Annotated in this window: 14 protein-coding genes and 2 pseudogenes; 10 read left to right on the top strand and 6 right to left on the bottom strand. The window is 50.1% G+C overall.

All coding sequences use genetic code 11. From position 1 onward, the window contains the following. Nucleotides 1–436 (bottom strand): bifunctional hydroxymethylpyrimidine kinase/phosphomethylpyrimidine kinase (locus tag BN903_RS07380; protein ID WP_048077137.1); only part of this gene is annotated, 436 nt, incomplete at its 3' end. A gap of 161 nt (nucleotides 437–597) precedes the next feature. Between BN903_RS07380 and BN903_RS07375 the strand changes: the two genes are divergently transcribed. Further along, on the top strand, nucleotides 598–1,251 hold the full coding sequence (locus BN903_RS07375) for a DsbA family protein (RefSeq protein ID WP_048077136.1): 654 nt from the start codon (nucleotides 598–600) through the stop codon (nucleotides 1,249–1,251). A gap of 255 nt (nucleotides 1,252–1,506) precedes the next feature. Here the strand turns inward: BN903_RS07375 and BN903_RS16635 are convergent, their stop codons facing one another. Further along, nucleotides 1,507–2,082, bottom strand: a complete 576-nt coding sequence (locus tag BN903_RS16635) for a hypothetical protein (RefSeq protein WP_154018089.1) — start codon at nucleotides 2,080–2,082, stop codon at nucleotides 1,507–1,509. Nucleotides 2,083–2,674: 592 nt separating this feature from the next. Between BN903_RS16635 and BN903_RS07360 the strand changes: the two genes are divergently transcribed. The 4 genes from BN903_RS07360 (at nucleotide 2,675) to BN903_RS07345 (ending at nucleotide 4,959) form a co-directional block, all read left to right on the top strand. Next, on the top strand, nucleotides 2,675–2,920 hold the full coding sequence (locus BN903_RS07360) for a hypothetical protein (protein ID WP_048077133.1): 246 nt from the start codon (nucleotides 2,675–2,677) through the stop codon (nucleotides 2,918–2,920). After that, nucleotides 2,913–3,347, top strand: coding sequence for a hypothetical protein (locus BN903_RS07355; protein ID WP_052334944.1), 435 nt, complete (start codon nucleotides 2,913–2,915; stop codon nucleotides 3,345–3,347). Before BN903_RS07360 ends, BN903_RS07355 begins: the two co-directional genes overlap by 8 nt. A 134-nt stretch (nucleotides 3,348–3,481) precedes the next feature. Further along, a complete protein-coding gene (locus BN903_RS07350; RefSeq protein ID WP_195155745.1) occupies nucleotides 3,482–3,811 on the top strand; it encodes a hypothetical protein in 330 nt (109 codons plus the stop codon). After that, on the top strand, nucleotides 3,808–4,959 hold the full coding sequence (locus BN903_RS07345) for a site-specific integrase (protein WP_052334942.1): 1,152 nt from the start codon (nucleotides 3,808–3,810) through the stop codon (nucleotides 4,957–4,959). The genes BN903_RS07350 and BN903_RS07345 overlap by 4 nt, the downstream gene beginning before the upstream one ends. 371 nt (nucleotides 4,960–5,330) lie before the next feature. Here BN903_RS07345 and BN903_RS16630 read toward each other — a convergent pair whose 3' ends face one another. The 4 genes and pseudogenes from BN903_RS16630 to BN903_RS18025 all read right to left on the bottom strand — a co-directional run. Next, entirely contained in the window at nucleotides 5,331–5,726 is a 396-nt protein-coding gene (locus BN903_RS16630) for a hypothetical protein (protein WP_154018088.1), read from the bottom strand. A gap of 51 nt (nucleotides 5,727–5,777) precedes the next feature. Continuing rightward, a complete protein-coding gene (locus BN903_RS07340) occupies nucleotides 5,778–6,128 on the bottom strand; it encodes a hypothetical protein (protein ID WP_048077132.1) in 351 nt (116 codons plus the stop codon). 525 nt (nucleotides 6,129–6,653) lie between these two features. Then, nucleotides 6,654–7,034, bottom strand: a pseudogene (locus BN903_RS18030) (type I restriction enzyme HsdR N-terminal domain-containing protein); the annotation flags it as partial. 132 nt (nucleotides 7,035–7,166) lie between these two features. Beyond that, nucleotides 7,167–7,910 (bottom strand): annotated as a pseudogene (locus tag BN903_RS18025) (hypothetical protein); the annotation flags it as partial. 136 nt (nucleotides 7,911–8,046) lie between these two features. Here BN903_RS18025 and BN903_RS07330 point away from each other — a divergent pair. Genes BN903_RS07330 through BN903_RS07320 form a run of 5 tightly spaced genes read left to right on the top strand, consistent with a single transcriptional unit; the run spans nucleotide 8,047 to nucleotide 14,488 of the window. After that, nucleotides 8,047–9,552: a class I SAM-dependent DNA methyltransferase gene (locus BN903_RS07330; RefSeq protein WP_048077131.1), complete on the top strand. Its 1,506-nt coding sequence runs from the start codon at nucleotides 8,047–8,049 to the stop codon at nucleotides 9,550–9,552. Nucleotides 9,553–9,554: 2 nt separating this feature from the next. After that, the gene (locus BN903_RS15760; RefSeq protein ID WP_195155744.1) at nucleotides 9,555–10,133 is read left to right on the top strand and encodes a TATA-box-binding protein; all 579 of its coding nucleotides are present in this window, start codon (nucleotides 9,555–9,557) and stop codon (nucleotides 10,131–10,133) included. A 20-nt stretch (nucleotides 10,134–10,153) separates the two neighbouring features. Then, nucleotides 10,154–10,804, top strand: coding sequence for a restriction endonuclease subunit S (locus tag BN903_RS15755; RefSeq protein WP_079890610.1), 651 nt, complete (start codon nucleotides 10,154–10,156; stop codon nucleotides 10,802–10,804). Between the two features lie 11 nt (nucleotides 10,805–10,815). After that, the gene (locus tag BN903_RS07325) at nucleotides 10,816–13,773 is read left to right on the top strand and encodes a type I restriction endonuclease subunit R (RefSeq protein ID WP_048077130.1); all 2,958 of its coding nucleotides are present in this window, start codon (nucleotides 10,816–10,818) and stop codon (nucleotides 13,771–13,773) included. Then, entirely contained in the window at nucleotides 13,766–14,488 is a 723-nt protein-coding gene (locus BN903_RS07320) for a M48 family metallopeptidase (protein ID WP_048077129.1), read from the top strand. The genes BN903_RS07325 and BN903_RS07320 overlap by 8 nt, the downstream gene beginning before the upstream one ends. Nucleotides 14,489–14,684 lie beyond the last annotated feature (196 nt).

The raw sequence follows: 14,684 nt of genomic DNA, 5'->3' as shown, positions 1-14,684 counted from the left end.
CGTCGGCGTTCGGCGTCACGAGCGTCGCGGCCGCGATCAGGTCCCCGTAGGCCGCCTCGGCGGCGGGCGAGAGCAGTCGGTCGCCGGTCGCCGCGACCATCACGGGGTCGACGACGAGCGGGACGCCGCCGTCCGCGACCGAGTCGGTCACCGTCTCGACGATCTCGGCGGTCGCCAACATTCCCGTCTTGATCGCGCCGACGTCGAAGTCGTCGGCGACCGCCGCGTACTGGCTCGCGACGTGGTCAGGAGGGACGGGGTGAACGTCCTCGACGCCGCGGGTGTTCTGCGCGGTCGTCGCCGTCACCACCGCGGTCCCGAAGACGCCGTGCGCGGTCATCGCGGACAGGTCGGCCTGAATTCCCGCCCCGCCGCCGCTGTCGCTGCCGGCGATCGTCAGCGCGATCGGCGGGTCGACCGGGTCGTAGTCGGGCATAGGCGGTTGTACAATGCGGTTGTATTAATTGGTGGTGATTCGGCGGGAGACCCGACGAGTCGCGTCTCGCGGATCGGCCGGCCTCGCGGATCGGCCGGCCTCCCGCATCCCGGACCTTCCGTTGCCGAACGACCTTTTCGGCTCCGCGACGTAGCGCGGGCATGGCAACCGACTCCGACGCGGCATCCGGCACCGACGAACCCGACGCGATCACCGTCTACTCCGATTACGTCTGTCCGTTCTGTTACCTCGGTCGAAATGTACTAACACGATTCCTTGAAGATCGTGACAACGACATCGACTTTGACTGGCACCCGTTCGACCTCCGAGCCGGCAAGCGGAGTCCTGACGGATCCATCGACCACGACGCAGACGACGGCAAAGATGACGACTACTATGAACAGGCTCGTGAGAACGTTCGTCGCCTACAAGAAAAATACGACATCGACATGGCACAGGAACTCCGAACCGATGTTGACTCATGGAACGCTCAACAGGCGTCACTGTACGTCCGTGAAGAGCATCCCGGCAAATGGAGAGATTTTGATGAGGCACTCTTCGACGCCCTCTGGACGGAAGGTCATGATATTGGAGATCTGGAGGTCATCGAAAACCTTGCCGAGGATATTGGACTCGACCCGGTGGAGATCAGAGAGGCAATCAAGGACGAGGAATGGTCCAAGCGACTTGAGAACGCTCACCGTGAAGCCAAACAGAAAGGAGTCACTGGCGTTCCAACATTCGAGTACGGTGGGCACGCCGCTCGTGGTGCCGTCCCTCCGGAACATCTTGAACGTCTCGTTGAGGCAAAATAGCGACTTTGTTGAAATCTCGAATGGCGCACTATGTCGCACGCAAACCGACCGGCGCGTAACCCGGTTGTTGGCACGTGCTTCCAACCTAATTTACCCCTCTGTGGCTCTGTTGAAATCCCATTCTTCAGATACATTCTCGTCTGAAACAGCCGGTCGATGAGGGCTGCGTATCAATCGCTGAGTCTCTCTTCAAGCAATAGATTCTCTTTCGAGACCGCGAAAGATATACATAACATACCGCTTTACGGATGTTTCCTATTCATCTTGATCATCACTCGGGAAATCGAGCTTTTCCAACTTTTTTTCATTCTCTTTTGCTTGCTCTTTTCGTTCTCTAAACTCGTTACGAACGTCATCTTGGATCTCTTCTTTGAGTTCCTGTAGTTCCTCTTGAAGCGCCTCAAGACCTTCTTCGAGATGGTTGAGTGACTCCTCAATATCTCCTTGAGGATCATCCGAATCTAAATCATTCAAATCGAATGAGAACGTTAGGGTACCCGCTGTTACCCTTGCTGTCAGATTTTGGGGATCGTGGTTAGAGGGTGGGATTTCAAGAAGCTCCGCATCACCTTCGTAACTGAGCGGAATTTCGAGCTTTCGCTTACCACCTTCACCAGAAGTTCGCGGTTCCCAATCCTCAAAATCAATATCAGGAATCTCGATTTCTACCTCATTCATAACTTCCTGTACAAACTCCTCTTCAGTCGATTCCAGCAAGTCTTCCGCAGTCGTGCTTTCAAATACTTCTTCTACCTTTTCTTTGGCATCCATCTCAACCAAACTCAGGCGTCGGCTGCCGTTGAAGATCTGACTGTCAAGCACTGAACTCATATAACGATCTTGTACTTAACCCATTATAAACATTAATCCACAGATCTCATCTTGTTAATGCGTGAAATGAGATTCTTGGGTATTGTATTGAGCGATCTGTGAGTCCCCTGTATCGAGCGATCTGTAAGTCTCCTGTACTGACCGCAGGGAGAACCAAACATATCACTATCTGAGGATTTCAACAGAGCCATAGAGCCATATTTGAAGAATATAGCTCTATTAAAATCTTCCAAGACTAATACAAATGGCGTGCTGAATACAGCGCGCGAGCCTTGTTTAGACGCTCCCGACGGCTGTGGTTAGTTGCTCTGTTAGGTGAACCGAATCACTCCGAGAGTAGCTCTCTACCCGATCTCGTTCGTTGAACAACGACTGTAGAACACGATTTACACCGCGTCTAAACAAGGCCGAGTCGCGGAGATCTACAAAAATCACTGAGTGTTTTCAATCCAAGAGTGATGAAGCCTCAAATCCCAACTATACTTAAAGGCAACGTTATTTCGGCCTTATTTCTGAATATGTCTATTATTATTGACTGTATTTTTGCTACTATTTAAGTTATTATGCGCCCTGCGTGGTATTGCTCCGAAACATGAACGAAGTCACGTCCACCTCGCCGTCATCAACGCTTGGGCACAGCGATGATTCTGCCGAGATCCACGAGTCTGAATTGAATTTCAACAGCGACGACGAACCTCTCGGCACTTTTCTCTTCCTCGAACCCGACGAATTGGAAGAGGCTGGGATTTCTCCCACCCAGTATGAGACATTTCAGTACTGCGTCACCAACGGTGACATCAAACTGATCCCACCTGAGCGCGAGGTGAAAAATGGGTGAAAGCAAGCAGGTCACCGTCTACGTTCCAAAAGAGATGGTGGTGGGGTGGGACGAAGAACGCGCTGAACTCAACATGAGCAGAAGTGAGTATGTCCAGTCAATGGTCTGTGCAGGCCGCAAGAAATTCAGCTTAGACCACGAAGTGGACGAGACTAAACGAGAGCTTCGGCGCGAACGGAATGAACTCAAGAACAAGCTTGAGTCTGCTCGCGACGACATCAATGATCTTGAGGTCCGCGCTTATGGCGGCGAGCGTGAGGCCCTCATAGAAGTAATAGAGAGAGAACCTGGTATCACGTATGCAGATCTCGTCAGAGAACTCGGCAACGACCTTCCTGCACGAGTATCACAGCATCTTGATGACATTGTTGGCGAGCAAATAGAGCGCGAGAACAACTGCTTCTATCCTACAGACTTCTCAGAATGACTCTCTCAATAAACCCGAAAGACCGCATGGGTGTTTACAAATCGCTCGATCAAGTACCAGACAATCTGCGGCTCAAGAACTATAACTCACGGTACTCTGGGCGCGAGTCATGGGAGGAATTCCTCGACTATTACATGAACAGACGGAGCAGTTCTGAAAGCAAACGACGTCGCTCCGAGCGCGCCTGGGAATCTTGGTGTGACTTCACTGCCGACAATAACCCAGTTCTTGCCACTCCTGCTGCGGTTGAACGGTGGACCGAGTCACTAATCGACGAGTACCAAACGAGCTACGCCCTCAAGGGCTACTGGGCCATCATCGAACGCTTCTATACATGGATGATGATGCACGTCGATTACCCTCACACGTACCAGCCGTTCTGGATGGCAGCTACAGAGTACGAGGCAACGAAAAAAATCTGGGACCTGAAGCTATCTCGTGTTCGCGGAGGTAAGTTAGAATGACCTCGGGAACCGATGAGTTCGGCGAGGGGCTGTCAATGGATGATGTGAGTGAGTTCCGGGAGGGTCTCGCGTCTGATCTCAATCGCAATCTGGACCAGCTGAAAGACAAGGAAGACACTATCAGAAAAAGAGAGGAGAAGGTGGGCGTAGACAGCCTCATGATCTTCTGGACGAAGGGGTTGGAGGGAAATAGCGTTTCAGAAAGAACGAAGGAATCGTATCGAACTCTGTTCCGGCAGTGGCGCAACCATATGGAATCCGAAGGCCGCCACCTTGCCTGCCCAAGCGAAGAGAACGTGCGGAATTTCGTTCAGTACCTCTCTGAGGTGCGCGAGAATGGTGATAAGACAGTAAGTGAGAAACTGAAGCGGTTGAATGCCGTCTTTAAATTCTGGCAGGATGACGGTGCGTTCCCGCATAACAAAGACTTCAATCCCGTCAGTTCAGTGCTGAAATCCACTTCGTTCCACATCGAGAGCGAGAAACCGCCTCATCAGATCGAACTCGAAGAATTACGTGAGATTGTCGGGTCAATCAAGCATCAACGCGACTTAGCGATCGTTACATCTCTGCTGAAGTTAGGGGTCCGTGCTACGGCCCTATCGAACGTCAAATTACGAGACATCTCGCTTTCCGACCCGGACATTCAGGAAGTGTATCCGGAACTGGGGACAAGCCAACATGTACGACACCGAGAGAATGCAATCTATATTCCTCACGACCGGCAAGGGAACAAGTCGTACAATCCCCGTGTTATGCCACTTGACGATGAACTACGGCGGGCGATTCGCTCTTGGCTGCTGATTCGGTGGGACAATGATGAGCCGCATCTCTTCTTAGGAAAGGATTCGCACAGTAAGATGGGGAGAGACGGTATCAACAACGTCATGAAGAAATATTTCCCTGAGAAATACCTTCAGGACACTGAACTTCACACTGGCATCACGAGCAAGTACGGACGCCATCGATTCACAACTCATTGGAAAGTGCAGGAGAACATCAACGGTCAAAAACTGCTCTACATGCGGGGCGACGCGAAGGCAGGGAAAGATTTCACAAGTAGCGACGCAATCTCATCTTACCTCCATACTTACTACGACGACATTCGTGAGCCTTACCTCAGCAGGATCTACAAATTAGGCATCTGAAGGGCTAAACGACGCATATTTTCGCAGAGATTGGCACAACTCTGGGCTTTCTCCTCCTAACAAGGAATCGATTATACCGACCATCGTTAGTGGAAGCAATTCGTACTGATTTGATCGTCGTCTACGATCTCAGCATACTTTTCCCAAATACGCCGTCCAGTGACTTTCTCATCTTCACCCAGACGGTCAAGGAGGCTTTGGAGTGAATATTCCTCATCCTCGCTCTCAACTATTCGTCTGATGTGGCGCTCGAACAGATTCTCTGCATCACTGTATTCGCTTGTATCCCGGTTAGCTGAATGCCCACACTCGTCGTTAGAACACACCCAGATTTTCTTCGATTGAGTGGAGCGAGAATAACTTGGTTTCACTCAACGCTGCTGCGCTGAAGCTTCGAAGGTATCATCCTTCATCGGAGTCTGGCACTTCGGACAAATCTGCTTATATTCAACATCTGTATCTACTACCTTACCTCTGGAGAGTGCTGCTGTCCCTTTCCAAGCAATATCGTTCGTCTGAATGCAGCCTTCGATTGTATCGACTCGCTCAGCATCTGTCACTTCTGAATCGCCTCGAAGATACCATCCAAGCGTAAACCCGAGAGTGAGAATTCCGAATCGGAGCATCCAGGTGAGGATGAATTCAATGGGAAGTGACTCGGCGAAACCTGCAAAAAGTGGCGGATAGAATCCAGCGGCTGTTGGGATGCCGATGAGAAAGACTGTCGCAAGAAGAGAGAGGAGTGCGATTAGCGTAGTCCGATTCATCACAAGGGAAGAATAAGCCGTGTTTTATGTAACTACTGGACAGGCGGCTGGTCAGAACCCCGAACTGTGTATCTTGATTCGGAGGCCAACTGCTGCAAGTGTGAGACCTCCGTAAATCAGAATATCAAGTGTACTCAGTAACCCTGCTTCGAGGAAAATAGGGATAGCGAGATAGATTCCGATACAGACGCCTGCGAGGTAGCTGAACGACCAGTATCGGGACGCATCTACAGTCATTACCGCACTCACGATTGAAACAGGAATCACCCACCAGAAGATACCTGATGGGAGCATACCTTGCTCAACCAGCAAAGGAACGACTTCACTAATCAGGAGGGCAACAACGACGGTCTCGACAATCATCCCGAAACCTCGTTCAAGACCGTGATCCATACCTGGCATATCGTCAGAACAATATTGATGTATTAAATAAGTATTTTGCCAGTATTGACCGATCCGGGCAGGTGGTTTTCCGAAGAGATCCTGTGCGAGATACGCGCGCTGTATTCAGTACGGCGTCAAAAATATCAGAAACAAAGGATTTCAACAAAGCCCGCAACCAGAACGTCAATTTTACCCTGGGTTTAAGATCTGTTAGCACCACTCAAGACATGGGATTGGTACCCCATATGGGTTTCTGGTTGGTTCGGATTAGTGATCCGGGCCATCTTTCTCACGGTGGCTCAGGTTCAACTCACAAAGATTCTCTCGACTCACAAGGAAAACCACGGAATCACTGATTAATCTCGGTGACTGGCCGTTCACCGACGCCACAGCGAAATGCTGCTGATACCGGCCCGTGTAATCACGTGTACTGAGTCACTCTGTCAGTCACTGATCGACGGTCTCCGATATTAGGCCGCCCAGGCCCCAAAGATCGCTCCGTTACCAATGTCAACACATAAGCTTCGAGATGCGTCTGAGTGGCTATTTGTAGAAGGAACTACGCAGGAGCGAATCTACGATACTCGCTTGTGAGAGATCCTTGAGTTTCATTTCTGTGAGCTTCTCAGGAAGGTAATTATCACTGGTACGGCGGTAAACATAGAACTCTTCACCATTAGTCAATACACCCCATTCAGCTGAAAAGACACGCAGATAGTCGTACAACTGTTGTTCTTTTTGTTCAAGATCAGTTCCAATCTGTTTGGCCTCAATAATCACATCCGGAATATCTGATTCGGGACCAAATAGAGCATAATCGGGCCGGAGCGTCGTCTTCGAATCAGTATATTCGAGGCGCACCTCCATACTGTCGTACTTGTTCCACCCAAGTGCTTCAACGAACGGCGTGATCAGTTTTGCCTTTGTTTCTTCTTCGCGTGCATCTTCAGGGAGTGTACTAAGCGCAGTAGTGGCGAGTTCAGTATAGGTTTCGAGATCTGGAATCGACGTGTGTTGATTTCCACTCTTACCAGAGCTGTCCCGTTCAACTTGTTCAATCGACATACCGTCTAAATACGGGGTAAATGACGGGTTCGATTGAGAGTTCGAAGCATCTTGGTCAAGATGGAGGGTCCCAATAATACGAACTCTGTCACCGGTGACAGCCTTGCCTGCAAGGTCGTCTCGAATGACAATTTCAATTTCACGTGGAGCGGTTCCAGAAGATAGGTTTACAGCATTCTCAATCAACCAAACAGTTTGCGTGTCAGTGAACTCTGACTGATCTATATTAACACGGAAGGGACCCTTTCTTTCACAGCCTTGGCATTCATGAGGTTCCTGGTAGTCACTGTCACTTTGTGGGATATAGCTCATCGTCCCACAACGCTGACATTCAAATGCAGCTTCAGTGATTTTTAATTCCTCCTCTGTTGCTCTGCGGATAATCCCTTCAATAGCAACCAGCTTCCCGACCTGATCATTGTGGGCACTAATGTCTGAAGTCTGGATTGTGTCGGGGAGGTTCTCGATCCGCACATTGGCTCGTCCAAGGCTAACATCGGCTGGGAGGTCGTAGAGCCTGAGCGCCTCTTCTGCGTACTCGCGCATCTGCTCCGGCTTCGTGCGGAGGTCTACGGCGAGGTCTTGGTCGAATTGGTAGAGATCTTCGTAGTCGACATACAACGACCGCTGGTTATTCGGATAATTCTGCTCAAGAGTGCTGATCTCCTCACGGTAGTTGTTTCTATAGAATTGGATGAGACGTTCTGTGAGGTCTTGGTTTCCAGCTTGTGCCATAGAACTGAATGATGTTGTCTCGTGTTAAACTATCCGCGATTACTGCTTCGGCGAGAGCAGCCCCGGCGATGATGAAGACTGCTCAACGATGATTTTGATCACAGGAGATATGACCCCCTGAATACATCACACGGTTATGACGCTGTCACTCTCCGAACTCGATTCTCATCTGTTCAAGTGTGCGGATATAATCCGAGACGCCGTTGACCCGACCGACTACAAGGAATTCATCCTCCCGTTAGTCTACTACAAGGCCATCTCCGACGAGTTTGAGAAACAGTACGCAGATAACCTCGACAAGTACGGAGACGAAGACCTCGCACGACGACCGAATCTCTACGACGTTCCCGTTGTTCCCGAAGGCTACGGCTGGGAAGACCTCCGAGCAGTCAGCGACAACATCGACCAAGCCCTCAACGAAGCCTTCGACGCGGTCACAGACCAGAACCCCGAACTCCAAGGCGTCTTCCGGGCCGATTACATCGACGCCGACGCCCTCGACGACGATCGCCTCGGCAAACTCGTTGAACACCTCTCCACGCACGATCTTGACCGGAACAGCGTCCCTCCGGATATGCTCGGAGAGGCGTACATGGACCTCGTGCGTCAGTTCGCAGAGGAGGAGGGCAAGTCGGGCGGACAGTTCTTCACACCGCCGCAGATCGTCAACCTCTGTGTACGGCTCGTGGACGATTTTGAGGACGGTCAAACATTCCACGACCCAACGGTCGGCTCAGGTGGAATGCTCATTGAGGCGGCCCGGTACTACCGTGAGGAGCAAGGTGGCGACCCTGAGAAGCTGAAGTTCACGGGCCAAGAGATCAACCCGGACATTGCCGCGATCGCGAAGATGAACCTCTCGATCCACGGGCTGAATGGGGCTATCGAGCGAGAGGATTCCTTATCGAAACCAGCGTTCACCAATGAAGGCGAGAACGAGCTGACCCGGTTCGACCGAGTACTTGCGAACTTCCCGTTCTCGGTTGATTGGGCGAAAGACGAGCTTCAGGACGACCCCTACGAACGGTTCGATTGGCACGAGAAACTCCCACGTGCTGATCGGGGCGACTACGCATTCATTCAGCATATCGCGAAGCAATTGAAGTTGCCTGAGAGAGATGGAAACGGTGGTAAAGCGGCTATTGTCGTCCCACACGGCATTCTCTTCCGCAAAAACGAAAAACGCTATCGAAAAACAATGCTGGAGAGTAACCTTGTTGAGGCAATTATTGGCCTTCCAGAGAATTTATTCCAGAATGTTTCACTCCCTACTGCGATTCTCATTTTAAACACAAATAAAAGCAATAATCGTTCCGATGAGGTGTTGTTTGTTCATGCTGACGATCCTGACTTTTATGATGAAGTATCTAATCAGAATGTACTAACCGAACAAGGTATTGAAAACATATTCCAAATATATAGAAATTGGAAAGAACAAGCGCGAGTAAGTAGGCCAGTTTCGCTTAATGAGATTCAGGAGAAAGACTATAATCTCAATATCTCTCTATACATTGAAACAACTGAACCAGAAAAAGAGGTTGATCTACCATCAGAGATAAAAAAATTGAAGAATATGGAACAAAACCATCAAGAGTTAAAAAACAAAACGATGAGTAATTTTGACAAATTTAGCTTGGAATGATTATGTGTGACTATCCCAACCAAGATTCAATCAAGATAGTAAATATTGTAACATCTGGAGGTATTGATAGAGAAATCAATTTGGAAAAGGTAGCGAATGACATCAAAATATTTGATGTGAATTACGACCCGTCAAATTTCCCAGGTGTTGTAATTAAAACAGCCGAGAATGGATCTACCATATTGCTGTTTAGAAGTGGTAAATTTACTGTAACAGGATCTTCAACCCAAGACGAAGTAAAGGAATCAATAGACGTGTTTAGTGAATCACTACTTGATCTTGGTATTATTAATTCAGCTATTAACAGGGATCAATACGATATTGTTAATCTCGTTTGTTCAGCAGAAGTAGAAATTGATGAAGATCTCAATTCTATAGCGATTATATTAGGAATTGAGAATGTGGAATATGAGCCAGAGATTTCACCGTTTATTATATACCGCCCCCCAAATCATAATTGTGTAATGACCATCGCGGGAAGTGGACGAATAGTTGTTACTGGAATGACGTCGCTGGATACCGCTAAAGAAGCCGTCATTCATTTGGAAAAAATATTGAATCAGGCAAGAGAGAATAGCTAAGCATTATCCAAGACTCAATAATGAACAAAGACCTATCAGAATTCACCGAGAACGAAAACACTCAAGACAATTGGCAGTCAACCAAGCTAAGAAATTTATTGGAGAAAGATGAATCAGGCGTATGGGGAGACGATCCTGAAGGAGTAGAGGGAGTACCAGTTCTCCGTGCTACCAATTTCGCGTCAGACCATATAGACTTAGAAGATGTGGCATATCGAGATATTCCTGAATCAAAAAAACAAAATAAGCAATTACAATACGGAGATATAATATTAGAGCGTTCAGGAGGAAGCGCAGACCAACCTGTTGGTAGAGTCTTGTTTTTTGATCTAAAAGGAGAGTACTATCCTGGGAATTTTCTTCGGTTGTTAAGACCGGATGAAAACAAAGTATATTCTCACTATCTTTACTATCAGTTAGAATATATTTATCGTAGAGGTGGAACCGTTCCTATTCAAAGTAATACAACAAATATCCGCAATTTACAATTTAATTCATACATGAACCAAACAATTCCGCTACCTCCATTAGATAAACAAAAAGAGATAGCAGAAGCACTACGTGACATTGAAAAGAATATATTACAGCTCAAGGACTTGATCGAACAGTACGAAACAGTAGAATTTGGAGTAATGCAACAGCTACTTCGAGAAAAGCCAGATGAGATTTAACTCTCGTTTCTATGGTTAATGTACCTAATGAAGGCGGCGTCGAACGGTCCCTCCTCTCATGGCTCGACGCTGTCGGTTGGGAGACACACGGTATGGATGGCGGACGGGGCGCAGAAATTCTTGATTCGACCTACGACCGACGAAGCAACGAAGTCATTTACTGGAACCTACTGGCCGACAAACTCGTCCAACTCAACGATGAGATCACCGAGGATAACGTCGAGAAATTCCTCATCTCACTCCGCCGTGATCTTGACCACGACAATCTTCTTACGGGCAACCAAGAGTTCCACGAGCTACTCACGAAGGGGAAAACATTCACACTCGAGAACGGCCGCGCCGGACAGGAAACCGTCTACGTTGACCTGTTCGACTTCGACAACTTGGACGCAAACCGTTTCCACGCCGTCAACCAGTTTTCGGTCTCTCGGAGAACCACCATCCGACCGGACGTAACTCTATTCGTCAATGGGATTCCGCTCGTGACGATGGAACTCAAGAGTCTCGCACAGGACAACGATTACTACGACGCGATTAGCGATCTCCACGCATACGAGAACGACGTGCCACGGCTGTTCGTTCCCGGTCTGTTCAACATCGCCGCCGACACCATGGAACTCCGCTACGGGGCTGTGGGCGCTCCTACCGAGTTCTACGAACCGTGGAAAGATCCTCCCGAAGAATACGCAGACGAAGACAACGAGATGAAGCAGGCGGTCCAAGCCCTCTGTAACCCGGCGACTCTGATCGACGTACTCAAGAATTTCATCTTCTTCGAGGAGCGACCCGGTGGAGACGCCAAGATAGTTCCTCGATATATGCAGTACTACGCAGTGAATCGCATTCTCGATCGTGTCCGGAAAGGCGTCGATGACCGAGGACTCATTTGGCACACACAGGGGTCGGGCAAGTCGTTCACAATGCTGTACGCGGCCGAGAACCTCTTGTCTGGGAACGCCGTTCGAAATCCCCAGGTCTTCATTATCGTCGATACAGACAAGCTCAACAGCCAAATGCGGGACCAGCTGTCGAACCTCTCGATGGCACGCTGGACGGAAGCCGAATCCATCGCGCATCTCCAAGAACTGATTGAGGAAGGAAGCAGTCAGCTCGTCCTCACAACCATCCAGAAGTTCCAAGATGTGGAGCCGGACACCCAAGGGAACGACGAGGTGATCGTCATGTCCGACGAGGCCCACCGATTCATGGAGGCTGACCTTGGAAGCCGTCTCGACGCCGCCCTTCCCGACTGTACGCATTTCGGCTTCACTGGCACTCCCGTTCGAGAAGGTGAACGTCACGAGGATCGCAACACGTTCCGCGAGTTCAGTCCCGAAGGTGAGGACTACCTCCACCGCTACTCCGTCAAACAGGGGATCGACGACGGCCTGATCCTTCCCGTCTACTTCACGCTCCGACACGAGATGGAATGGGAGGTCTCTGAAGACGCGCTTGACGAGGAGTTTGAGCGAGAGTTCCGGACAATGACGACCGAGGAGAAACGAGACTTCATAACCGAAAATGTGACCAGCCGGACTATGGCCGAGCTGGAACCTCGCGTCGAGCGCGCCGTCGAAGAGATAGACAAACACTACTCGGAAAACGTCGCGCCCAATGGCTGGAAGGGAATGGTCGTCACCCCAAGTCGTCGGTCGGCGGCGATGTACGGTGAGCGGCTACAGAAGCGCCGTAGTGAGGACGCCGTCGAAGTACTGTACACATCAACCAAAGACGATCCGGACCTCATCCAGCAGTTCCACACGGACCCTGAGGAACGCGACAGCATTGTGAAGCGGTTCAAGGAACCGGACGAGAATCCGAGCCTCCTTGTGGTTCACAACATGCTCCTGACGGGCTTCGACGCTCCGATCCTGAAGACGATGTATCTCGATCGGAACCTGAAGAATCACAACCTTATGCAAGCGATTGCCCGGACTAACCGCCCCGCCGAGGGCAAAGAAAACGGCGAGATCGTAGACTTCCAGGGCGTCTTCGAGAACATAGATGAGGCGTTAGACTACGACGCCGAAACCAAGGCGTATGCCGCCCGCGACAAGGAGGAACTGTTCACCGACCTCAAAGCCCAGCTGGAGACTGTCATGGAGATCTTCGAGGGGATAGACAAAGATGACTCACAAGAGGCCGCAAACGCCGCCGTTTCACGGATCAGCAAACATCCCGAGCGCCGCGAATTCAAGCAGGGCTACCGTCGGCTTCAGAATCTGTACGAGGCAGTTGCTCCCGATCGCCGCCTCATCGAGGAAGGGATCCAAGACAAATACAAGTGGGTGAACCGCATTCAGGTGGCCTTCCAACGCACAACATCCGGGAAAGAGGCCCCTGAAGACGACATGCGAGAGAAGACTCGAAAGATTCTCAACGAGAACGTTGATGTGGGTGAGATCCGCGACGACTTTCCGACGTACAAACTCGGTGAGGAGTATCTCGAAGACGTAGAGGGACTGGATAATCCCGGCGTCAAGGCCTCACAAATCGCCCACGCCACACAGGATCACCTCCATCCACGAACGGGACAGAACCCCCGATACAAGCGCCTGAGTGAACGAGTGACTGAGATCGTCGAACGTTGGCAAGGTGGCGAGGTCTCCGATCCGGAAGCGGTGGAGGCGCTCAAGTCCGTCGAGAAGGAGGTTCTCGACGTTGAACAAGAAGCCGGTGACGATTCTGCTGAACGCGCCCGGTTTGCTATTCAAACACACTTGATCGAGGAGCTTGACGAAGAATTTGAATCGAGTGAGACGGCAAGACAAATTGCTACAACGATCGTGGAAACCTTTGAAAATCAAGTTGACTGCACGTACCCGGGGTGGGAGACGAACAAGGCTACCGAACAGGACATTGAAAGAGTGATTCTTGACGTGGTCGCTGTTGAGTACAAACGAGCCGATCTTATCGACGACACCTTGGTTGACGCCGTCCGAGACTATCTGATCAACAACTATGCCTGAGACGGCTTCTCGGACAGTGACTCTTCTTAACCGCGATATATCCTATGAGGTACGACACAGCGACGAGGCAACCCAACCACGGATTGACGTGGATATACACGGGGTTCGAGTCGTTCTTCCTAAGGACTCCACCACGGACTCAGAAGAGCTTCTCTTGGAGAACGCAGCGTGGGTAATCAAAAAGAAGCAAAAGTATGATACCTACCGTGAGCAGGTTCCTGATCGAGAATTTGAACCGGGTGAGACCTTTCCGTATCTTGGAGAGGAGTTTGAGGTCATTGTCGAACGACGTCCGTCATCTGAGATTGCCGAGAACGCTTTCCGGCTGGCAGAACACCACGTTGAACAGACTTCCATCCAGCGCGCCTTGGAAACACTGTATCGTCGGAAGGCACGTGAATACTTCGAGGACCGAGCTGATCAACTTGCCGACGAGATGGGCGTTGAATATGACAGGATCGAGATCCGGAATCAACGGACGAAATGGGGGAGTTGTTCGACGACAGGGACGCTTGGTCTTAATTGGAGATTGATGATGGCTCCACCAGATGTGGTTGAGTATATTCTAATCCATGAGTTGGCCCATCTCCGTGAACAGAACCATACTGACGATTTTTGGTCGATCGTCGCTGAATACGATCCTGAGTACGAAGACAATTCAGAATGGTTGGAGACAAATAGTGCGAATCTGATTTTCTCGGAGCAGGATCTTTAATCAGCGGCTCTGTTGAAATCCTTAGATGGTGCGACTTTAGCCAGCAAGTCTATCACATCAATTGTATTGATGATCTGAGCGAATGCGTAGGCCTTGGGAATGAGCGGCGCAGACCTCGTATGTCAGAATCGATGAGGCTGACAGTGTTCAATCCAGTCATCGAAAATCCAATCAGCATATTACAATTAGTACTTTG

This window comes from Halorubrum sp. AJ67, assembly GCF_000513435.1.
This window is presented reverse-complemented; position numbering and strand designations above follow the sequence as displayed.

What these genes read in the sequence shown, in the direction of transcription:
- BN903_RS07375 (WP_048077136.1), top strand. Translation starts at nt 598, where the DNA reads ATGGCAACCGACTCCGACGCGGCATCCGGCACCGACGAACCCGACGCG.
- BN903_RS16635 (WP_154018089.1), bottom strand. Translation starts at nt 2,082, where the DNA reads ATGAGTTCAGTGCTTGACAGTCAGATCTTCAACGGCAGCCGACGCCTG.
- BN903_RS07360 (WP_048077133.1), top strand. Translation starts at nt 2,675, where the DNA reads ATGAACGAAGTCACGTCCACCTCGCCGTCATCAACGCTTGGGCACAGC.
- BN903_RS07355 (WP_052334944.1), top strand. Translation starts at nt 2,913, where the DNA reads ATGGGTGAAAGCAAGCAGGTCACCGTCTACGTTCCAAAAGAGATGGTG.
- BN903_RS07350 (WP_195155745.1), top strand. Translation starts at nt 3,482, where the DNA reads ATGAACAGACGGAGCAGTTCTGAAAGCAAACGACGTCGCTCCGAGCGC.
- BN903_RS07345 (WP_052334942.1), top strand. Translation starts at nt 3,808, where the DNA reads ATGACCTCGGGAACCGATGAGTTCGGCGAGGGGCTGTCAATGGATGAT.
- BN903_RS16630 (WP_154018088.1), bottom strand. Translation starts at nt 5,726, where the DNA reads ATGAATCGGACTACGCTAATCGCACTCCTCTCTCTTCTTGCGACAGTC.
- BN903_RS07340 (WP_048077132.1), bottom strand. Translation starts at nt 6,128, where the DNA reads ATGCCAGGTATGGATCACGGTCTTGAACGAGGTTTCGGGATGATTGTC.
- BN903_RS07330 (WP_048077131.1), top strand. Translation starts at nt 8,047, where the DNA reads ATGACGCTGTCACTCTCCGAACTCGATTCTCATCTGTTCAAGTGTGCG.
- BN903_RS15760 (WP_195155744.1), top strand. Translation starts at nt 9,555, where the DNA reads ATGTGTGACTATCCCAACCAAGATTCAATCAAGATAGTAAATATTGTA.
- BN903_RS15755 (WP_079890610.1), top strand. Translation starts at nt 10,154, where the DNA reads ATGAACAAAGACCTATCAGAATTCACCGAGAACGAAAACACTCAAGAC.
- BN903_RS07325 (WP_048077130.1), top strand. Translation starts at nt 10,816, where the DNA reads ATGGTTAATGTACCTAATGAAGGCGGCGTCGAACGGTCCCTCCTCTCA.
- BN903_RS07320 (WP_048077129.1), top strand. Translation starts at nt 13,766, where the DNA reads ATGCCTGAGACGGCTTCTCGGACAGTGACTCTTCTTAACCGCGATATA.